Source organism: Affinibrenneria salicis, assembly GCF_008710095.1.
On record NZ_VYKJ01000008.1, the window covers coordinates 115,115 to 137,165 of the forward strand.

Below are 22,051 nucleotides of genomic sequence, written 5' to 3' on the forward strand. Positions count from 1 at the left end.
GCCCGGCGGTCATTACCAGCAAAATGAGGGGAAAATGATGAGTCGTAACCTGTTAATTAAAGGCGGTACGGTGGTTAACGCCGATCGGGCGTTTCGCGCCGATGTCCTGTGCGCCGACGGCATTATCGTGGCCGTCGGCGAAGACGCCGCCCGCGAGGCGCCCGCCGGTACGGAGGTGATCGATGCGGGCGGGCAGTATGTAATGCCGGGCGGTATCGATCCGCATACCCACATGAACTTCCCTTTTATGGGGACGGTCACGGTCGATGACTTCTACAGCGGCACGGCCGCGGGGCTGGCCGGCGGTACCACCACCATTATTGATTTCGTCATCCCCAATCCGCAGCAACCGCTGATGGAGGCCTACCGCGACTGGCGCGGCTGGGCGGAAAAAGCGGCCTCCGACTACAGTTTCCACGTCGCCATTACCTGGTGGGACGAAAGCGTGCATCGGGATATGGGCACGCTGGTGCGGGAAGAGGGCGTCAACAGCTTCAAGCACTTTATGGCCTACAAAAACGCCATCATGTGCGATGACGAAACGCTGATGAACAGCTTTCGTCGCGCGCTGGAGCTGGGCGCGATGCCGACCGTCCACGCGGAAAACGGCGAGATGGTATATCTGCTGCAGCAGGAGATGCTGAAACGCGGCATCTCCGGACCGGAAGGGCACCCGCTGTCGCGTCCGCCGGAAGTGGAAGGCGAAGCGGCGAGCCGCGCCATCTCGATCGCCAACGTATTGGGCGTGCCGATTTATGTGGTGCACGTCTCCTGCCAGGAATCGGCCGACGCCATCGCCCGCGCCAGGGCGCGCGGCCAACGGGTGTACGGCGAAGTGTTGGCCGGCCACCTGGTCGTCGACGATAGCGTGTATCGCGATACGGACGCCGCGAAGGCCGCGGCGCACGTCATGAGCCCGCCGTTCCGCGCGAAGGCGCACCAGGAAGCGCTATGGCGCGGGCTGCAGTCCGGCCAGTTGCACACCACCGCGACCGACCACTGTACTTTCTGCGCCAGCCAGAAGGGCGCGGGTCTCGACAATTTCACCAAAATCCCTAACGGCTGCGGCGGCGTGGAAGAACGTCTGGCGGTTATCTGGGACGCAGGGGTGAACAGCGGGCGCCTGACGCCGAGCGAATTCGTCGCGATTACCTCCGCCAATACCGCGCGCCTGTTTAATATCTACCCGCGTAAAGGCCGCGTCGCGGTGGGCTCCGACGCCGATCTGGTGGTCTGGGACCCCAAAGGCAGCAAGACGCTGTCGGCTAAAACGCACCACTCGAAAAATGACTTCAACGTGTTTGAAGGCCGTACGGTACGCGGCATTCCGACTTACACCGTCAGTCAGGGCGTCGTGGTGTGGGCGGATGGCGATCTGCGCGCGCAGTCGGGCGCCGGCCGTTATATCAAACGGCCGGCCTTTAACGCGGACTTCAGCGCCGTGGCCCTGCGCCAGAGTCTGCTGGCGCCCACGGCCGTATCGCGTTGAGTCGAACAATACCCACCCGATTTCACGCCGCGCGGCGTCAACCGGCCCGCAGCCTGAAAGATGACGGATATAACCGCGAGTAAGAAGGTGACTTTACTCCAGCCATGAGGAAATCTGTTATGAACAGCGAAGTGTTATCCGCAACCAAAACGAAGACTGACATTACCGACCTGCGTATTGACGGCGAACGCCTGTGGCAGTCGCTAATGGATCTGGCGACGATCGGCGCCACGCCTAAAGGTGGCGTCTGCCGGTTGACCTTAACGGATTTGGATCGTCAGGGACGCGATCTGGTGGTGGGCTGGGGCAAAGCCGCCGGACTGTCGGTTGAGATCGATAAAATCGGCAACGTATTTATGCGCCGCGCCGGACGCAATAACGCCCTGCCGCCGGTGGTGGCGGGCAGCCATATCGATACCCAGCCGACCGGCGGCAAGTTCGACGGCAACTTCGGCGTGCTGTCCGCGCTGGAAGTGATCCGCACGCTGAACGATAACAAGATTGAAACCGACGCGCCGGTGGAAATGGTGTTCTGGACCAACGAGGAAGGCTCGCGTTTTGTGCCGGTGATGATGGGCTCCGGCGTGTTTGCCGGCATCTTTCCGATAGAGCACGCCTATGCCGCGCAGGATGTGGACGGCAAAAGCGTGCAGGACGAACTGGAGAAAATCGGTTATGCCGGTCCGCAGACGCCGGGCGATCATCCGATCGGCGCCTACTTTGAAGCGCATATCGAGCAGGGGCCGATTCTGGAAGATCAGAACGTGGAAATCGGCGTGGTGCAGGCGGTGCTGGGAATTCGCTGGTATGACTGCGTGGTGACCGGGATGGAGTCGCACGCCGGGCCGACGCCGATGGCGCTGCGTAAGGATGCGCTGCAGGTCGCCACCCGGGTCATGCAGGAGGTGATCGCCATTGCCGATCGCTTTGCGCCGCACGGTCGCGGTACGGTCGGTATGGTGCAGGTGCATCCCAACAGCCGTAACGTGGTGCCGGGCAGCGTGAAGTTCTCCATTGATTTCCGTAACCTGACCGATGAATTGGTGGACGAGATGGATGCGGCGCTGAAGACGTACCTGGCCGAACTGAGTGCGGAAACCGGGCTGGATATTCAGCTGACCCAGGTGTCGCAGTATCCGGCGGCGCCGTTCCACCCGGACTGCAAAGAGGCGGTGCGCCGCGCGGCCGATACGCTCGGCTATTCCAGTATGGATATCGTCTCCGGCGCCGGACACGACGCGGTGTATATGTCCGGGCTGGCGCCGACCGGTATGATCTTTATCCCGTGTAAAGACGGCATCAGTCACAATGAGATCGAATACTCATCGCCGCAGCAGGTTACCGCCGGCGCCAACGTGCTGCTGCATGCGGTGCTGGAAACCGCCGGCGTGGCGGGTCGCGGCGCTTAACGCGCCGGCCATTCAGCCTTCCCGCGCCTCCCGGTTCATGCCGGCGGCGCGTCGATGATTTAAGCGACACGACGGGGAATTCAGCGATGAGGCGCCCGCGGGGCACTTCGTCCCTGCCGGGCGCGCATCCGGCTAACGCCGCAGCTGCCGCTCAAACATATCTATGTCATCATCAAATAAAAAGAGGGTGACTGTACGGCCAGATGGTTTTTCTGACGGGCCGGCGATCGCGGGTCGTTGCGCCGCCAGGCCTCATCCTCAATTGCCTGCTGTCATCGCGCGTGACGAGTCTGTTCGTTTTGGTCTATCTATACTCTTGCTGAGAGCATTCCCACAGGCGTTCCTGCCGCTAAGGCAATTGCGCGATTTTTTGTGGATACCCTTCGATGGATCTCCGACGGGACCGAGACTTTTTTTAGCGCCTGGCGGCCTCTTTAGTTCGCGCCGCGGTTATGTCCGATCTGCGGTGTTTCTTCCCCCGATAATTTCGCCATCTGTTATGCCCAGGAACGCGTCGATCTGTGTCTATCCGCTCACAGACTTTGGCCGTATTGTTGCCGATACGGGCGATACCCGCGGTGGCCGTTTGAGGGAGAAGGATAATGTCGGCAAAAGATCGTTTACTTGCACTCTGTGTGGTGCTCGTCTGGGGCATCAATTTTGTGGTGATCAAAGTCGGCCTGCACGATATGCCGCCGTTTCTGCTGGCGGGGCTGCGCTTCACCCTGGTGGCCTTGCCCGCCATCTTTTTTTTCCCCAGACCCGCCATTCCGCTGCGCTGGCTGCTGGCCTACGGTATGACGATGAGTTTTGGCCAGTTCGGCTTCTTATTCTGCGCGATTAAACTCGGCATGCCGGCCGGACTGGCTTCGCTGGTGATCCAGTGCCAGGTGTTCTTTACTCTGCTGATCGGCGCCGGCCTGCTGGCGGAAAAACTCAGGTGGCACCATATCGCCGGCATGCTGATCGCCACGCTGGGCATGCTGCTGCTGGCTGAAGGCGGCATGGCGGGCGCCACGGCTGCGGGCATGTCGCCGCTGGCTTTTATGCTGACGCTGGGCGCGGCGCTGTGCTGGGCGTTTGGCAACATCAGCAATAAAGTGATTCTGGCCGGCAACGGCAACGGCGGCGTGATGTCGTTGGTGGTGTGGGGCGCGCTGGTGCCGATCCTGCCTTTCCTGCTCTGTTCATGGCTGTTCGAAGGGCGGCAGGCCATCGTGGCCAGCCTGATCCATATACGGTTCGCCACGGTATGCGCCTTACTTTATCTGGCGTTTCTCGCCACCATTCTCGGTTACGCCATCTGGGGCGATCTGCTGGCGCGTTATGAAACCTGGCGCGTGGCGCCGCTGGCGTTGCTGGTGCCGGTGGTCGGGTTGATCAGCGCCGCCCTGTTGCTGGGCGAGCGGCTGTCCGCGCTGCAGATCGCGGGCGCGCTGTTCATTATGTCGGGGTTGCTGGTCAATCTGTTCGCCGGACGCCTGTTGGCGCGGTTGCCGGCGCGTCAGCACTGAATGCCGGACGCCAGGACAACCGGTATTGCCTTGAAAACGAGCAATTCACCCGTTCCGGTGCAGGCTGCGCCGGCGCGCCATCGCCGTTGTGCCGCCTAATCGATGTTCCGGCTAAAATCGCCGCTGTTTTAGCGATTAATTCCCGCCATTCGCCGAACGGAAAGATAAAAGTCTGCCGGATTTCGATAGGGTTATGGCGCGTTTTTTGCTGCCTGTGATTACCCTTCCTCCCGCTAAGGACAGATTATGCAGCTCAGCTCTTATGCCGGCCATCAGAACGGCTTTCGTTGCGCCTCGCACATTCAGGAACTTGCTCAGCACAGTCAGCTCATTACCGGCTGGTCATTGCGTTATGACCAGATTTCCCGCGGGCGCTTTGAGGGGAATATCAAAGAAGCGTGGCTGGATGGCGTGCAGTTTTATGAAGAACGGCTGTCGCAGTCGGTGTTCCAGAGCGGAGAAGGGCGCGCGGACACGCTCTGTTTAGGTATCTTTAATGCCCTGTCGGGCGAGACGCGCTGGATGGGCAAAAACCTGACGCTGCAGGATGTCACCTGGTCCTGGCACCGCGGCGAGCTAATGCTGCAGACGCCCGAATATTCCTCTCTGCAGGTGTTAAGCATCCCGTTTCCGCTGATTGCAGACATCCTTGATGAGTTGCCGCACGCTGTGTCGTCCGTGCGACACGACGCGCTGGCGTCGCGCATCCGCCAGCAGGTGACCGCCATGCTGTACAGCATGATTGAGCACCCGCTTCAGTTGGCGGAGCGTCAGGCCCGGCGCCAGTTCGGCAGCGACGTCAGGGACCTGGCGTTCTCTTTCTTCGGGGTGGCCAACGGTCAGCCGCAGCGGTTCAAACCGTCGCTGCAGAAGGCGCAGCGCGTGGTCGCTAAGGCGCAGGAGGCTCTGATGGAAAGCCGGGACGGGCCTCTGACGGTGGATGAGCTGTGTCTGATGACGCACACCTCGCGCCGCACGCTGCAGAACTGTTTTGAGACGGTCACCGGCCAGAGTCCGGCGGTTTTTCTGAAACACATGCGGCTGAACGGCGTGAAACGGATGCTGGTGACCGGCAATGAAAGCGACAATATCAGCGAAATCGCCTCACAATGGGGGTTCTGGCACCTGTCGCAATTTACCGTCGATTATAAACGGCTGTTCGGTGAATTGCCCTCTCAGACACTGAAAGCGATGCGTCAACTCAACTGAAAGGTTTGCCGGATTTCGATAACGGCGGCGTCCGCCGACTCCCTAGACTGGCTGTGATCCATCAGTGAGAGGACTGAAATATGGCACAGCGCAACTCCCGGCAACAACATCAACTGCAGAAAGGCAGCCTTGGCCTGTGGTCGGTGATTTTCTTTGTGATCGCCGCCGCTTCGCCGCTGACCGGCGTGGTCGGCGGTTTGCCCGTCGCTTTTATGGCCGGCAATGGCGCCGGCGTACCTGGCGTCTATGTCCTGGCGGGCATGCTGCTGATCGTATTTAGCTTCGGCTTCATTGCGATGAGTCGCTATGTGGTGAACGCGGGCGCGTTTTATGCTTATATCGCCCAGGGGCTGGGCACGCGCAGCGGCATCGCCGGCTTAGGCGTGGCGTTGCTGGCCTACACGGCGATACAGCTGGCCGTCACCGCGATGTTTGGCTTCTTTTTCTCGCAGTTTCTTCAGGCGCAGATTGGGTTCGCGCCGCCCTGGTGGCTGCTTTCGCTGGCGATGCAAGGGATGGTGGTCCTGCTCGGCATCGCGAAAGTGGAGCTGGGCGGTAAGGTGTTGGGCGTCCTGATGTTGCTGGAGGTGGCGATCGTACTGCTGCTGGACGTCGCCATCCTCGCCCGGCCGGCGCCGTTCGAACTGCGCTCATTCAGCCCGTCCGGCATACTGCAGGACGGTATGGGGATCGCCATGATCTTCGCCATCTGCTCGTTCGTCGGTTTTGAAGCCACCGCCATTTACTCGGAGGAGTGCCGCAATCCGGGCAAAGTCATCCCGCGCGCCACGCTGCTGGCTGTCACGCTGATTACGGCGTTTTTCGCCCTGACCGGCTGGGCGTTGGTGCAGTATGCCGGCGACGATCACGTCGCGGCGCTGGCGGCGCGCGACCCAGGCGCCTTCATCTTCAGCATCACGGAGAGCGTACTTGGCGCCTGGGCGATTCATGTCATGTCCATTCTGCTGCTGACCAGCCTGTTCGCCGCCGCCCAGGCGTTCCATAACACGCTGGCGCGCTATCTGTTCGCCATTGGCCGCGACGGTCTGATATGGGCGAAAATGGCCAAAACGCACCCGATCCATCAGACGCCCTGGGTGGCCAGCCTTGTGCAGGGCGTCTTTATGCTGTGCGCCACGGCGCTGTTCGCCCTGCTGCGGCTTGACCCGATGGCTGAGGTGTTCTCGTGGGCCTCGGCGCTCGGCAGTATGTCGATACTGCTGCTGCAGTTCAGCGTTTCCGTTGCGGTGATCCTGTACTTTCAGCGCCACGCCGCGCTGCCGGTATCGCGCTGGAGTCGGCTGTTCGCGCCCGCTATTTCGGCGGCCGGGATGCTCGCCGCGCTGGTGCTGGTGGTCGGTAATCTTGACGTCCTGAGCGGGTCCTCATCGCCAGTGGTGGCCTCTCTGCCTTATCTGCTGCTGCTGGTCGCCGGCGCCGGCTTCCTGAGCGCTCATTTTCTGCACCGATTGGACCCGGAGCGCTATTCGCGCGTTGGTCAAATCGTCGAAAGCCTGTAATCCCCTCATTTTCAGCGACTGTTATGGAGTACCGCTATGACTCAGAACCAGAACAACACCTATCGTTTCTGGCACCCGATGGCGCACCCGAATGACTGCGCCAGCCGTGAGCCGCTGCGCATTGTTAAGGGCGACGGCCTGTACGTATGGGACGACAAGGGCCGTAAAATGCTGGATGGCTTTGCCGGCCTGTGGTGCGTCAATGTGGGGCATAACCGGCCGGAGGTGAAGGCCGCCATTAATAAACAGCTGGATGAACTGGCCTACTATCAGCTGTTTGACGGCGTAAGCCACCCGGCGGCGGAACGGCTGGCTGATCGCATCATCGCCATGACCCGCCAGGAGGAGATGAGCCGCGTCCTGTACGGCATGGGCGGTTCGGACGGCGTGGAGACCGCGCTAAAGGCGGCGCGTCAGTACTGGATTCTGCAGGGCAAACCGCAACGCACCCGCTTTATTTCGCTGAAAAACGGCTATCACGGCGTGCATATGGGCGGCACTTCGGTATCCGGTTTGCCCATTTATCGCCTGAACTACGGCCCGCTGTTGGACGGCTGTAGTCAGATTGAATCGCCGTGGCTCTATCGTAATCCCTGGAACTGCGACGACCCGGCGCAGTTGGGGCAGTTGGTCGCCGAGCAGCTGGAGCGCGATATTTTATACTACGGCGCGGAGACGGTGGCCGCGTTTATCGCCGAACCGGTTCAGGGCGCCGGCGGCGTCATTGTGCCGCCCGCCAACTTCTGGCCGCTGGTGCGGGAGGTGTGCGATCGTCACGGCGTGCTGCTGATCGCCGATGAAGTGGTTACCGGTTTTGGCCGCAGCGGCTGTATGTTTGGTTCGCGCGGCTGGGGCGTTAAGCCTGATATCATGGTCTTCGCCAAAGCGCTGACCGCCGGTTACGTGCCGCTTTCCGCCACAGTCCTGAATCAACGCGTCGAAGCGGCGTGGCGGGAGAATCGCGACGCGCGCGGCATGCTGATGACCGGCTACACCTACGGCGGTCACCCGCTGGCTTGCGCCGCCGGCCTGGCGGTGCTCGATATCGTGGAAAAAGAGGATCTGCCCGCCAACGCGGCCCATATGGGCGAGTATTTACTCGGTCAGCTGAAGCCTTTCGCGCAGCGTTTCCCCTCTGTCGGCGATGTGCGCGGCAAAGGGCTAATGGTGGCGATTGATTTAGTGGAGGATAAAGCGACGCGTTCCTCGCTGGCTCCGGATAATAATCTGGCGTTTCGCATTGCGGAGGCGACGCGCGATGCCGGGGCGGTGGTGCGCCCGGTCGGGCCGAAGCTGGTGCTGGCGCCGCCGCTGGTGATCGACAGGGCCGGTTGCGATTTATTGGTGTCCGCGCTGCAAACCGCTTTTGAGCAGCAGGATAAATAAGCGCCGGCACCGCGTGTCCGCCTGCGGTTAGCCAGGCCGGACGCCAGTCTTGCAACTCTTTTACCGCCCGGGCATCGCGCCGCCGACAGAAAGCCGGGCGCCGCGATGCTCATACCGACCCCCTATCCCTCCCGGCGGCGTTTTTTGCGCCAACCGCTCAGTACGGAATTCTGACCGCTTAACACGCTATTCCGCCGCCCGCGCATATTGGGTCGGCGCCTCGTCCGTTTCTGACGTAATGTCCCGCCATCAGTGGTGTTGACGGCAAAGCTCGGTGACCCGCGAACTTGTCCGGATGCGCTGTCTTGCCGCTGAATCCGGCCGGCGCGCTGGCGCATCGCCTGCCCCACCCACATTCGTACGTCATTCCTTTTTATCCGAAGCCATTACGTGACAACGCGCGTTCGCGCCTCAGGTTGTTAAAAAATCAGTCTTAAACCATTAATTATGACTTGTTAATGAAGGACGTCTTATGAAGAGCAACACCATTATGAAACACCTCCCCTGGGTGGCCCTCGGGGTCATCGGGGCGGCCTGCCTGGGCGTGGTGGCGCTACGCCGGGGCGAGCATGTCAGCGCGCTATGGATAATCGTGGCCTCCGTCGCGGTTTATCTGGTGGCTTATCGCTATTACAGCCTGTATATCGCGCAGAAAGTGATGAAGCTGGACCCGTCGCGCGCGACGCCGGCCGTGGTGAATAACGACGGTCTGAACTATGTTCCGACCAATCGCAACGTGTTGTTCGGCCACCACTTCGCCGCCATTGCCGGCGCGGGGCCGCTGGTCGGGCCGGTGCTGGCGGCGCAGGTCGGCTATCTGCCGGGCACGCTGTGGCTGCTGGCCGGGGTGGTGCTGGCCGGCGCGGTGCAGGACTTCATGGTGCTGTTCCTTTCCACGCGCCGCAACGGCGCTTCGCTGGGCGAAATCGTCAAGAAAGAGCTGGGGCCGGTGCCGGGAACGATCGCGCTGTTCGGCTGTTTCTTAATCATGATTATTATTCTGGCGGTGCTGGCGCTGATTGTGGTCAAAGCGCTGGCGGAAAGCCCGTGGGGCGTGTTTACCGTCTGTTCGACGGTGCCGATTGCGCTGTTTATGGGTATCTATATGCGCTTTATCCGCCCAGGTCGGGTGGGCGAAGTCTCGGTTATCGGCATCGTGCTGCTGGTGCTGGCGATCTGGTTCGGCGGCGTGATCGCGCACGACCCGTACTGGGGCCCGGCGTTAACCTTTAAAGATACCACCATCACCTTCACGCTGATTGGCTATGCCTTTGTTTCCGCGCTGCTGCCGGTGTGGCTGATCCTGGCGCCGCGCGACTATCTGGCGACCTTCCTGAAAATCGGCGTGATCGTCGGCCTGGCGATCGGTATTGTGATTCTGAACCCGGATCTGAAAATGCCGGCGGTGACGCAGTTTGTCGACGGCACCGGCCCGGTGTGGAAAGGCACGCTGTTCCCGTTCCTGTTTATCACCATCGCCTGCGGCGCCGTTTCGGGCTTCCACGCGCTGATCGCGTCCGGCACTACGCCGAAACTGCTGGCCAGCGAAGGGGATGCTCGCTTTATTGGCTACGGCGCCATGTTGATGGAGTCATTCGTCGCCATTATGGCGCTGGTGGCGGCGTCCATTATCGAACCCGGTCTGTATTTCGCGATGAATACTCCGCCCGCCGCGCTGGGCATCACCATGCCTGACCTGCACAATCTGGGCACCGCCGATGGTCCGGCGATTATGGCGCAGTTGCGCGAGGTGTCGGCGCACGCCGCCATGACGGTCAGCTCCTGGGGCTTTGTGATTTCCCCCGAGCAAATTCTGCAGACGGCGAAAGATATCGGCGAGCCTTCCGTCCTGAACCGAGCCGGCGGCGCGCCGACGCTGGCGGTGGGGATTGCCCATGTGTTCCACCAAATCATTCCGGGCGCGAACATGGGGTTCTGGTATCACTTCGGTATCCTGTTCGAAGCGCTGTTTATCCTGACCGCGCTGGATGCCGGCACGCGTTCCGGTCGTTTCATGCTGCAGGATCTGCTCGGTAACTTCGTGCCGTTCCTGAAGAAAACCGACTCGCTGGTAGCCGGTATTATCGGCACGGCCGGCTGCGTGGGCCTGTGGGGTTATCTGCTCTATCAGGGCGTGGTGGATCCGCTGGGCGGCGTGAAGAGTCTGTGGCCGCTATTCGGTATCTCCAACCAGATGCTGGCCGCCGTGGCGCTGGTGCTGGCGACCGTGGTGCTGATTAAGATGAAACGCACGCAGTATATCTGGGTGACGCTGGTGCCGGCGGTGTGGCTGCTGATTTGCACCACCTGGGCGTTGGGCCTCAAGCTGTTCAGCGACAACCCGCAACTGGAAGGATTCCTCTACCAGGCCAGCGTGTACAAACAGAAAATCGCTGAAGGCGGCGCGGAACTGACGGCGCAGCAAATCAGCAATATGAATCATATCGTCATCAATAACTACACCAATGCCGGTTTGAGTATCCTGTTCCTGATTGTGGTCTACAGCATCATCGCCTACGGCGTGAAAATCGCGCTGGACGCGCGCCGTGATCCCAACTGTACGGACAAGGAAATGCCTTATGTTCCGGTGCCGGAGGGCGGCGTGAAAGTATCTTCCGGGCACTAAGCGGACGATATCCTGAATACCCCGTATAATGTATAAACGTTATACGGGGTCACGTTGTTGATAAACCCTCTTCGCCCGGCTATTCCGGGCTCACCGGCGACGTTGTCGGCAAATTCGCGTTTTTTCCCGGCAGGAGGTCATTATGTTTGGCAATTTGGGACAGGCGGGCAAATATCTGGGCCAGGCGGCGCGTATGCTGGTCGGCATTCCCGACTATGACACCTACGTACAGCATATGCAGACCAATCATCCTGATAAGCCGATGATGAGCTATAAAGAATTTTTCCGTGAGCGTCAGCAGGCGCGTTATGGCGGTGACGGCAAAGGCGGGATGCGTTGCTGTTAGTCAATTTCCGGAGCAACTATGACTCAACCTATTAGCGTCACGATTCTGACCGGTTTTTTAGGCGCGGGTAAAACCACTCTGCTGCGGCATATCCTCAATGCCGACCACGGCTATAAAATCGCCGTGATTGAAAACGAGTTCGGCGAGGTGGCGATCGATGACGCGCTGATTGGCGAGCGGGCGAGTCAGATCACCACGCTGAGCAACGGCTGCATCTGCTGCAGTCAGGCGAACGAACTGGCCGACGCGCTGCTGGACTTGATCGACGGCGTCGATAGCGGCGCGCTGGATTTCGACCGCGTCGTGATTGAATGCACCGGCATGGCCGATCCCGGTCCGGTGGCGCAAACTTTTTTTTCCCATGAGATTCTCTGTCAGCGCTTTCTGCTGGACGGCATTATCACGCTGGTGGACGCGGTGCACGCCTGGCAGCAACTGGACCAGTTCACCATCGCGCAGTCGCAGATTGGTTATGCCGATCGCATCCTGCTGAGTAAAACCGATATTGCCGGCGAGGACGAGGCCCTGATCCAGCGCCTGCAGCGTATTAATGCGCGGGCGCCCGTCTATGCCGTGCAGCACGGCGCGATTGATTTAAGCCTGTTGTTCAACATTGACGGTTTTATGCTGAACGACAAACTGACCGTCGCCAGCCCGGTGTTCCGTTTTATCGCCCCGGCGCAAAATGATGTGCAGTCGATCGTCGTGTATCTGGACCAGCCGGCGGAACTGGCGGCGCTGTCCGATCTGATGGAAAACCTGCTGCTGCAGTACGCGGATAATCTCCTGCGTTACAAGGGCATTCTGGCGATTAAAGACGAAGCGCGCCGCCTGCTGTTCCAGGGCGTACAGCGGTTGTATAACGCCGACTGGGACAGGGAATGGCGCGCCGACGAAGAGCGGAAGAGCGTCATGGTGTTTATCGGCCGCGACCTGCCGGAGCAGGCGATTCGCGACGGTTTTTCCCGCCTGGGCGACTAGCCCGCCGTCGGACGGATGCGGCCGGGCGCAGGTTATTGCCCGTAATAGGCATGTTTACCGTGCTTGCGCAGATAGTGCTTATCCAGCAACGAGGGCTGCATCGCCGCGGTCTGCGGCCGCAGCAGCCGGGTAAACAGGTTCATGTAGGCGATTTCTTCCAGCACCACCGCATTGTGCACGGCGTTGTCGGCATCGCTGCCCCAGACGAAAGGCCCGTGCGAATTGACCAGCACCGCCGGGATCTCGTCGGGGCTGATGCCCTGCCGGGCGAAGGTTTCCGCAATCACCCGACCGGTTTCGTACTCGTAGTCGCCGTTGATTTCCTCGTCGGTCATGGGGCGGGTGCAGGGAATTGGCCCATAAAAATAGTCGGCGTGGGTGGTGCCGATGGCGCTGAGGGGTTCGCCGGCCTGCGCCCAGACGGTGGCATGGCGCGAATGGGTATGCACCACGCCGCCAATCTGCGGGAATTCACGGTACAGCACCCGATGGGTATCGGTATCGGACGATGGTTTTTTGTCGCCTTCCACTATCCGCCCGGTGTCGATATCGACCACCACCATATCGTCCACGGTCATGCTGCGGTAATCGACGCCGGACGGTTTAATCACCATCACGCCGTTTTGCCGATCGATAGCGCTGACGTTTCCCCAGGTGAAGGTGACTAAATGGTATTTAGGTAATAACAGGTTGGCTTCAAAAACCTGCTGTTTTAATGCCTGCAACATAATATACCTCGCAGATTATAATTTTACCGGAACCGTCGCTTGCGGCGTTTAAGCCTGCTGGCGAAAAACTTATCGTTCACTCCGTCGCGCCGGGAAATATCCGGCCATGTCGTGTTTCCGCAGGCCGAATTATTCACAGAATAAATTGACGACCGAAACGTTAATAAATGAGCGCATCAGCCACCCATTGACGTCATAACGGTTTTATCGGCGCGCCGCGTTATCCCGGTAATGAAATTAACGTTATTAAGCGCGGGATTAAAGCCGGCAGGCTGAGTGACAGGGCGTGTTCGGGCTAAAATAGTCATAAACGGGCATAAATGGTCATTATTGTGATGCCCGATTTAGCCCATTTATCTCCATAGATGACCGACCAGTTGAGCGAGGCGATAAAATATTGTGATATTTATCTTATTAAAAAGTGCAAGTAATAATTTATTGCATTATAAAATGAGATTTTTATCACATAAAATAGTCGTCGCCCGGCGCCGAAGATAATACTTGCGTTCAGTCACTTTTAAAAAAATAAAAAAACATCAGGATAACAGTATGTAATTTTATGGTTTTTGGGCGAGGGATAATATGCTGCAGGCGGAACGTTATAGAATGATCTGTACGCACGTACAACAGCAGGGTTCCGCGCTGGTGGCTGAATTATCGGTGATGTGTCAGGTATCGCCCGAAACTATCCGGCGCGACCTCACCGTGCTGGAAAAAAACAGGAAGCTAATCCGTAGTTTTGGCGGCGCCGTGGCGCTGGACGCGCCGGCGCCGTTGTCGTTCGAGGCGGCCGGCGAAGATTACGGTCATACTGGCGTCGACCGCGCCGAATCCTTTCGCAAAAGAACGGAAGAACATCCTGATAATAAAATGAAAATTGCTAAATCCGCCCTGCAATTCGTGCAGCCTGGCGACTGTATTCTGCTTGATAACAGCAGCACCTGCTGGTTCCTGGCGCGTCAGATACCGGACATGGAAATCACCGTGGTCACCAATTCCGTCAAAATTATTCAGGCGCTGGCTTGTCGCGGCCGGGTGCGTATTATCGGCGTCGGCGGCGAATATTCGGAACGGCATGATGACTTCCATGGCCCGGTGGCGGAAAACGCAATCAGGAATTTTCAAATCAATACTTTCTTTTTTTCCTGTCAGGGCTTAAATCAGGAAAACGGCGTACGGGACGGCAACGAGATCAATGCTAAATTAAAGCAAGTTATGTTGCAGGTGTCGGAGAAGAAAATATTGCTGGCTGACGCGAGTAAGTTTGAACAGTATGCCTTTTGTAAAATATGCATGTTGGATGAAGTGGATATTCTGATTACGAATGAATTGCTGTCGAAAAAATATCATAACGATAATCCGTCGCTGAAAATTATTGAGGCGAACCGATAGTGAGAATTAGGCGGCAATAGCCGATGATATAACGATAATAACTACCGATACTATTTTTACAAAAATAATGTTTTTTATAAATACCCCATAGATTTCAGGCTGCGGGACGCCGGTTTATTTTTACCCTACGGATGCCGGTATACCGGCAGGCTGGCGGATGAAGGGATGCGGTCTGAAAGATTAAGGGGATAAACACTAAGGGTCTAATAATGAAAAAGCTAACGTTATCCTGCCTGATTACTACCCTGCTCGCCAGCGGCGCCGCATGGGCCGAAGAGGCCAGCGTGCCCCAGAAAGCGAATAAGCCCTTCACCATGGGGGTGGTGGTGAAAGTAGGCGGCATACCCTGGTTCAACGTGATGGAACAGGGAATTAAAGAGGAAGGCAAAGCGCTGGGCGTGAATGCCTGGCAGGTTGGGCCGACCACGCCCGATCCTGCGGAGCAGGTGCGCGCCATCGAAGATCTGATCGCCAAAAAAGTCGATGTGATCGGCGTGGTGCCGAATGACGCCAAAGTGCTGGAGCCGGTACTGAAGCGCGCTCAGGAAGCCGGTATTAAGGTGATCACCCATGAATCGCCGGCTCAGACCAACGCCGACTGGGACTTCGAGCTGCTGGACACCCAAAGCATGGGCGCCAACCATATGAAAGATATGGCGGCGTGCATGGGGGAAGAGGGCAAATACGCGATGTTTGTCGGCAGCCTGACGGTGCCGTTGGTCAATGAATGGGCCGACGCCGCGATCGCCTGGCAGAAGGCGCACTACCCGAAGATGACGCTGGTCGAGGATCGTTTCGGCGTGGCGGAGTCGGTTGATGATTCTATGCGCACCGCCAACGATCTGCTGTCGAAACACCGGGATCTGAAGGGGATCATGTCTTTTGGATCGCAGGGACCGATCGGCGCCGGCCGCGCCGTGGATAAACGCAAAAAGAACGACAGCACCTGCGTGTTCGGCACCTTTACCCCTGGCCAGGGCATCCGGCTGCTGGAAAAGGCCGCTATCGACGGCGGCTATATTTCCAATCCGATGACTGCCGGCAAGGTCTTCGTTCAGGTCGCCACGGCGATGATGAACGGCGATCCGATCGAAAACGGCGTGAAGCTGGGAGATATGGGCACCATTTCGATCAAGGGCAATACTATTTTGAGCGATAACCCGGAAAAACTGGATGTCGAGAATACCAAACGCCTGGTGAAACTCGGTCTGTAACGACCGGCCGGCCGGGGCCAGCGCGCCCCGGTTCTGTTAATCACGTTGCGGGGAAAAGTATTATGACTCCGGTTTCCGACACAGAGAAAGACACGCCGCTGCTGGTGCTGAAAGCGCTTTCGAAGAGCTTCGGCGGGCACCAGGCGCTCAAAGGCATCGACCTGACGCTGAATAAAGGGGAAGTGCACTGTCTCGCGGGGGCGAACGGCTGCGGCAAAAGCACCTTAATTAAGGCCATCAGCGGGGTGTATACCCCGGACGACGGCAGCGAGATCATTATCGACGGCGTCAGCCATGCGCGCCTGACGCCCGACCGCGCGCGAGATTTGGGGATTCAGGTGATTTATCAGGATTTGTCGCTGTTCCCCAATCTGAGCGTGGCGGAAAATATCGCCTTCGAGTGCAACCTGACAGGTTATTTAGGCTGGTTCAACAAGGCGAAAATTCAGCGCGAGGCGCGCCTCATCCTGGATGAGTTGAAATTTCATATCGATCCCGACGTGCTGGTCCAGCACCTGCCCATCGCCCAGCGCCAGCAGGTGGCGATTTGCCGCGCGCTGGTGGCCGACGCGCGGCTGGTTATTATGGATGAACCCACCGCTTCGCTGACCCGCACCGAGGTAAATCAGCTGCTGCGCACGGTGAACTATCTGCGCAATAAAAATATTACCGTGGTATTTGTCAGCCACCGTCTCGACGAGGTGAAAGAGATCTCAGATCGCATCACCGTGATACGCGACGGCGAAAAAATCGGCACCTGGCCGGCTCAGGCGCTGACGCCGCTGCGTATCACCGAGCTGATGACCGGGCTGTCGATTGTGCATCAGAAAAAGCTGCCCAACGCGGAGAACGGCAAGGTGGTGCTGCAGCTCAATGGGCTGAGCCGCAAAGGCCAGTTCGAAGATATTTCCTTCAGTCTGCGCCGCGGAGAGGTGCTGGGCATCTGCGGTCTGCTGGGCGCCGGACGGACGGAGCTGGCGCTCAGCCTGTTCGGCATCACCCGGCCCGATCGCGGCGCCCTCTGGCTCGACGGCGAGCAGGTGCGCATCAGGGACAACACCCACGCCATTGAACTGGGCATCGGCTATGTTTCCGAAGACCGTCTGACGCTGGGCGCCGTGCTGCAGCAGTCGGTAGCGGACAACATGATGCTGTCGATTCTCAAACGCATCCGTACGCCCTGGTGCCTGATTGATGAAGACCGCAAAGACGCGCTGGTGCAGGAGTGGATCCACGATCTGGACATCAAAGTGACCGATCCGGATAACCCGCTCTCCACCCTGTCCGGCGGCAATCAGCAGAAGGTGGTGCTGGCGAAATGGATCCTGACCCGGCCAAAGGTGCTGATTCTCGACGCGCCGACCGTCGGCGTCGATATCGGTGCCAAAGACAGTATCTATAAATTGATTCACCGGCTGTCCGGCGTGGGTATTTCCGTACTGCTGATCTCCGACGAGGTGCCGGAAGTCTATTACAACTGCGACCGTATTCTGCATATGAAGCAGGGCAGGATCATCAATGAGTTAATACCCGGCCAGATTACGGAACAACAGCTGGCGGAGGCGATCAATGGCTAATTTAAACAGGCTTAAACCACAATCCGTAGAGGGGTGGCTGTGCTGGGTGATTGTCATCATGCTGGCGCTGTTTTCATCCCTGAGCCGCGAATTTCTTTCTATCCAGAATTTGCTCGATTTAGCCGAGAGTTACGCGGTGACCGGCGTGTTCGCGCTGGGGTTGTTTGTGGTGCTGGTGACCGGCGGGATCGATATCTCGTTCGCCGCCGTCGCCTCGGTGGTGCAGTACGTGGTGGCCTCGCTGCTGCTTAATCATCTCGTCGCCAGTCCCGCCCTGTGCCTGGCGGTGGCGCTCGGCGTCGGGATTACCCTGGGCGTAATCAACGCGGTGCTGATTCATTACCTCAATATTGTCTCCATCATTATCACCATCAGCATGCAGTCGCTGCTGTTCGGCATGCTGATGTGGCTTACCGGCGGTCACAGTATCTATGACCTGCCGGACTGGTGGATCGACCAGCGCACGGTGCTGCCGTTCACCTACGACGGCGAAAGTTACCAGCTCGGGCTGCCGCTGCTGGTCATGCTGAGCATCGCCGCGCTGACCTGGCTGCTGCTCAACAAGACGCATATCGGCCGCCAGCTGTACGCCGTGGGCGGCAGCCCGGAATCGGCGCGGCGCATCGGCATCCGCGTGGCGCTGATTTATCTGTTCGCCTACGGCTATCTCGGCGCGACGGCGGCGATCGGCGGCATGCTGCAGGCGTATCGCATGAGCGAGGTGGTGCCGAACGCGCTGGTCGGCGGCGAACTGGACGTGCTGGCGGCGGCGGTGCTGGGCGGCGCCAGCCTGTCCGGCGGGCGCGGCTCCGTGGCCGGCACGCTGATGGGCGTTTTTCTCATCGGCATCCTGAAAAACGGCCTTAACCTCGTCGGCGTCTCAAGCTACTTCGTCAATATTGTTATTGGCGTGGTGATTGTCGCCGCAATTTGCGTAACGCATTACAAGAAGCGCAAAGAAACGGATGTTGGCTTTGTCTGATGAGAGCGTCTGCTATGAAAAAAAATCGATATTTACCCGTTGACGGCACGATATCCGGGCTGCTGGGCATTTGCTGCCTGGCGACGCTGGCCTTCACGCTGGCGATGCCCGGCCGCTTCTTCAGCGAAAATACCTTTCTGAGCATCGCCTTTCAGCTGCCGGAGCTGGGGCTGCTGACCTTCGCCATGTTCGTACCGATGCTGAGCGGCGGGTTGAACCTGTCGATCATCGGCACGGCGAACCTGACCAGCCTGTTTATGGCGTGGTTATTGATTCGCTATGTGCCGGCGGATGCCGGAACGCTGACGCAGCTGGCGTGGCTGCTGATCGCGTTGGCCGGCGCCGCGCTGATCGCCATGGTGATCGGCACGCTGACCGGGCTGATGATCTCGCGCATCGGCGCGCATCCCATCCTGGTGACGCTGGGCAGTATGACCATTATCAGCGGCATCGGCGTGTACCTGACCAAAGGCGCGGCGCTGAGCGGCATGCCGCCGATCGTGCGCGGCATCGGCGCCGAAGTGGTGCTCGGCGTGCCGGTGCCGATGATTATTTTCGTCGTCGCGTCGCTGGTGCTGGCCGTGTTCCTCGGCAGAACCCAGACGGGGAAAAGTATTTACATGTGCGGCAGCAATATCAACGCCACCTGGTTTAGCGGGATACGCACCGACCGCGTGATGATCGTGATTTATGCGATCTCCAGCCTGCTCTGCGTGCTGGCCGGTTTAATCATGATGGCGCGTTTCAATTCGGCCCGCATGGGGTACGGCGACTCTTATCTGCTGTTGACCGTGCTGGCGATTGTGCTGGGGGGAACCAACCCCTTTGGCGGCCAGGGACGGGTCAGCCATGTGTTCTGCGCGCTGCTGGTGCTGCAGGTAATCGCCACCGGTCTGAGTCTGCTCGGGGTGAGTCTGCACTTTAACCTGGCCGTCTGGGGCATCACGCTGATCTGCTCGCTGGGGTTCCGTTTCCTGAAGGATAAGTGGCTGGCGAAGCGCGCCATGAAACGCAACCGCATCAAATATCTGCATCATCTGGCTACTCGCGAGGGAAAATAATGCGCAGTCATCCATTAGGTATTTATGAAAAGGCGCTGCCCAAAGAAACAAGCTGGCTGGAGAAGCTGGCGATCGCCAGGTCCAGCGGGTTTGATTTTGTCGAGATGTCGGTGGACGAGAGCGATGAACGCCTTGCCCGCCTGGCGTGGACGCCGGCCGAGCGCATGGCGGTGATCACCGCGATTCAACAGACGGGCGTGCGTATTCCTTCGCTGTGCCTGTCCGCGCACCGGCGCTTTCCGTTCGGCAGCCGTCAGCCTGAAACGCGCGCCCGCGCGCGGCAGATTATGCAGCAGGCGATTACGCTGGCGCAGGATCTGGGCATCCGCACCATTCAACTGGCCGGATACGATGTTTACTATGAGCCGCAGGACGCCGGGACCATTGCCCGTTTTGAGGACGGGCTGGCCTGGGCGGTGGAGCAAGCCGCCGCCGCCCAGGTGATGTGCGCGCTCGAAATCATGGACACGCCGTTCCTCAATTCGATCGGCAAATGGCGGGCGCTGGACGCCAAAATCAACTCGCCGTGGTTCACCGTGTATCCCGATATCGGCAACCTTTCCGCCTGGGGAAATAACGTGGAAAGCGAGCTGGAGCGCGGCATCGATCGCATTGCGGCGTTTCATCTCAAGGATACGCTGCCGGTCACCCGCGATTCCCCCGGCCAGTTCCGCGATGTGCCTTTCGGCGCGGGCTGCGTCGATTTCGTCGGCCTGTTTAAAACGTTGCGCCGCCTGAACTATCGCGGCGCCTTTTTGGTTGAGATGTGGACGGAAAAGTCCGCCGAGCCGCTGCTGGATATTATCCATGCCCGTTACTGGATCGAAGAGCAAATGCGCCTGGCCGGCTGGCAGACCCGCCATTCGCCGGACGCAGGCTGAGGAGCACACATGAGCCACTATTTTTTGGGCATCGACCTGGGCGGAACCGTCACGAAGGCCGGCATCTATACGCCGGAAGGGCGCGAGATCGTGGTGACAGAACGCCAGCTGCCGCTGCTGAGCCCGCAGATGGGGTTCTGCGAACGGGATATGACGCAGCTGTGGCAGGCCACCTGTCAGGTGATCCGTCAGGCTCTGAGCGAAGGCCGCATCGCGCCCGGGCATATCCGCGGCGTAAGTTTTTCGGCGCACGGCAAGGGGCTGTATCTGGTGGATAAGCAGGGCCGGCCGGTAAGAAACGGCATCGTCTCTTCCGATTCGCGCGCCCAGGCGCTGGTTAAACGCTGGCGCGACGAAGGCCGGGAGCGCGAGGCCTGGCCGGCCAGCCTGCAGCAGCTGTGGCCATCTCATCCGGCGGCGCTGCTGCGCTGGCTGAAGGAGAATGAAGGCGACAGCTATCGACGCGCGGGCTATGTGTTGATGGCGCACGACTACCTGCGCTATTGCCTGACCGGTGAGTTTGCAGTTGAGGAAACCAATATCTCCGGCAGCAATTTGTTTAATCAGCGCAGCGGCGACTTCGATCCCCATCTGCTGGCGTTGTTTGGCATCGACGACGTCGCGGATAAAACGGCGCCGATCCGTCATTCCGCCGATCTCGCCGGCTATGTCACCCGCCCGGCCGCCGAGCTGTGTGGTCTGCGGCCAGGCACGCCGGTTTTTTGCGGCATGTTCGACGTGGTGGGCGCCGCCCTGATCTCCGGCGTGCAGGACAGTCGGACGCTGAGCGCCGTGGCCGGCACCTGGTCTATTGCCACCCGCGTCTTTGACCGGGTGGTGCCGTCGGAATATCCGTATGTCTGGGGCAAATACTGCATTCCTGGGCGTTATTTCGTCCACGAAGGCAGCCCCACATCCGCCAGCAATCTGGCCTGGTTTGTTAAGCAACTTCTGCCGGCGTTGCCCGACGGCTATCAGACGCTGAACGGCTGGGCCGAGAGCGGCTACCGGAAGAATGAGGAGCTGCTGTTTTTCCCGTGGCTCTACGGTTCAAACTTTGATGCCCGTCTGAACGGCGGCCTGCTGGGATTGTGCGGGCACCATGTGACGGCGGATATCGTGTACGCCATTTATCAGGGTATTGTCTTTTCACATCTGCTGCATCAGGACAGGATTCAGGCGCTGGACGGCGGGGCGGAGGTTGTTCGGTTTTCCGGCGGGCCAACCCATTCGCCGATCTGGATGCGCATGTTTTGCGACGCCGGCAACCTCCCGCTGGAGATCGTCGACGTCCAGCAGTCGGGCTGCCGGGCCGCGGCGCTTTGCGCCGCCGTGGGCAGCGGCTATTTTACCGATTTCGCCGGCGCGATGCAGGCCGGCCGCGCGCCGCTGATCCGGCTCGAACCCGACGCGGCGAAGCACCAGGTATTGAGGCAGCGTTTTGAACGTTTCAAGCGCGTGGCGCACGCGTTGAGCGAGGTTTGAGCGTCGGGGTAGTTTAGGATACAAGCGCCAACTGGTTGCAGGATGAAGGGGGGGTTATACAGCACGACGGTATGATAGCCGGATATTCGCTGAGAATTTTCGTGCCAGAAATGGCCTATGTTGTATCCATCATTTGGTTAGTCCGATTCTATAATAGAAACGGATGAATTGATTCGTTATTAAATCTGCTAAATTTAGCAAAGCTGACAGTTTGTTCGCTGATCATGCTATCCTGCTTTATGCGTCTTTGT

17 protein-coding genes are annotated in these 22,051 nt (G+C 59.2%); 16 read left to right on the forward strand and 1 reads right to left on the reverse strand.

From position 1 onward, the window contains the following. Positions 1–34 precede the first annotated feature (34 nt). The 9 genes from hydA (at position 35) to yjiA (ending at position 12,480) form a co-directional block, all read left to right on the forward strand. Complete coding sequence (gene hydA, locus FJU30_RS16020) at positions 35–1,489, forward strand: dihydropyrimidinase (protein ID WP_223881612.1); 1,455 nt, start codon at positions 35–37, stop codon at positions 1,487–1,489. A 119-nt stretch (positions 1,490–1,608) separates the two neighbouring features. Next, positions 1,609–2,898: a Zn-dependent hydrolase gene (locus FJU30_RS16025; protein WP_150435983.1), complete on the forward strand. Its 1,290-nt coding sequence runs from the start codon at positions 1,609–1,611 to the stop codon at positions 2,896–2,898. Between the two features lie 602 nt (positions 2,899–3,500). Continuing rightward, positions 3,501–4,412, forward strand: coding sequence for an EamA family transporter (locus FJU30_RS16030; RefSeq protein WP_150435984.1), 912 nt, complete (start codon positions 3,501–3,503; stop codon positions 4,410–4,412). 246 nt (positions 4,413–4,658) lie between these two features. Then, on the forward strand, positions 4,659–5,621 hold the full coding sequence (locus FJU30_RS16035; protein WP_150435985.1) for a helix-turn-helix domain-containing protein: 963 nt from the start codon (positions 4,659–4,661) through the stop codon (positions 5,619–5,621). 80 nt (positions 5,622–5,701) lie between these two features. Beyond that, positions 5,702–7,141 carry an APC family permease gene (locus FJU30_RS16040; protein ID WP_150435986.1) on the forward strand — a complete coding sequence of 480 codons (1,440 nt, stop codon included), beginning with the start codon at positions 5,702–5,704 and terminating at the stop codon, positions 7,139–7,141. 36 nt (positions 7,142–7,177) lie between these two features. Then, a complete protein-coding gene (locus FJU30_RS16045) occupies positions 7,178–8,527 on the forward strand; it encodes an aminotransferase class III-fold pyridoxal phosphate-dependent enzyme (RefSeq protein WP_150435987.1) in 1,350 nt (449 codons plus the stop codon). A gap of 472 nt (positions 8,528–8,999) precedes the next feature. Continuing rightward, on the forward strand, positions 9,000–11,153 hold the full coding sequence (locus FJU30_RS16050) for a carbon starvation CstA family protein (protein WP_150435988.1): 2,154 nt from the start codon (positions 9,000–9,002) through the stop codon (positions 11,151–11,153). 142 nt (positions 11,154–11,295) lie between these two features. After that, positions 11,296–11,499: a YbdD/YjiX family protein gene (locus FJU30_RS16055; RefSeq protein ID WP_150435989.1), complete on the forward strand. Its 204-nt coding sequence runs from the start codon at positions 11,296–11,298 to the stop codon at positions 11,497–11,499. An 18-nt stretch (positions 11,500–11,517) separates the two neighbouring features. Further along, entirely contained in the window at positions 11,518–12,480 is a 963-nt protein-coding gene (gene yjiA, locus FJU30_RS16060; protein ID WP_150435990.1) for a GTPase, read from the forward strand. Positions 12,481–12,512: 32 nt separating this feature from the next. On the opposite strand, the gene araD is transcribed toward yjiA, so the two are convergent. After that, positions 12,513–13,208 carry an L-ribulose-5-phosphate 4-epimerase gene (gene araD / locus FJU30_RS16065; protein WP_150435991.1) on the reverse strand — a complete coding sequence of 232 codons (696 nt, stop codon included), beginning with the start codon at positions 13,206–13,208 and terminating at the stop codon, positions 12,513–12,515. Positions 13,209–13,790: 582 nt separating this feature from the next. On the opposite strand from araD, the gene FJU30_RS16070 reads away from it, so the two are divergent. From FJU30_RS16070 to FJU30_RS16100, 7 genes are all read left to right on the forward strand, one after another. Next, positions 13,791–14,600, forward strand: coding sequence for a DeoR/GlpR family DNA-binding transcription regulator (locus tag FJU30_RS16070; protein WP_150435992.1), 810 nt, complete (start codon positions 13,791–13,793; stop codon positions 14,598–14,600). A gap of 209 nt (positions 14,601–14,809) precedes the next feature. Then, positions 14,810–15,814 (forward strand): substrate-binding domain-containing protein, encoded by a 1,005-nt coding sequence (locus tag FJU30_RS16075; protein WP_150435993.1) that lies wholly within the window; start codon positions 14,810–14,812, stop codon positions 15,812–15,814. Positions 15,815–15,876: 62 nt separating this feature from the next. Continuing rightward, positions 15,877–17,391: a sugar ABC transporter ATP-binding protein gene (locus tag FJU30_RS16080; RefSeq protein WP_150435994.1), complete on the forward strand. Its 1,515-nt coding sequence runs from the start codon at positions 15,877–15,879 to the stop codon at positions 17,389–17,391. Then, positions 17,384–18,373 (forward strand): ABC transporter permease, encoded by a 990-nt coding sequence (locus FJU30_RS16085; RefSeq protein WP_150435995.1) that lies wholly within the window; start codon positions 17,384–17,386, stop codon positions 18,371–18,373. The genes FJU30_RS16080 and FJU30_RS16085 overlap by 8 nt, the downstream gene beginning before the upstream one ends. 14 nt (positions 18,374–18,387) lie before the next feature. After that, on the forward strand, positions 18,388–19,434 hold the full coding sequence (locus tag FJU30_RS16090; protein ID WP_150435996.1) for an ABC transporter permease: 1,047 nt from the start codon (positions 18,388–18,390) through the stop codon (positions 19,432–19,434). After that, positions 19,434–20,315 (forward strand): L-ribulose-5-phosphate 3-epimerase, encoded by an 882-nt coding sequence (locus FJU30_RS16095; protein WP_150435997.1) that lies wholly within the window; start codon positions 19,434–19,436, stop codon positions 20,313–20,315. The genes FJU30_RS16090 and FJU30_RS16095 overlap by 1 nt, the downstream gene beginning before the upstream one ends. Before the next feature lie 9 nt (positions 20,316–20,324). Next, positions 20,325–21,800: an FGGY-family carbohydrate kinase gene (locus FJU30_RS16100; RefSeq protein WP_150435998.1), complete on the forward strand. Its 1,476-nt coding sequence runs from the start codon at positions 20,325–20,327 to the stop codon at positions 21,798–21,800. Positions 21,801–22,051: the final 251 nt, after the last annotated feature.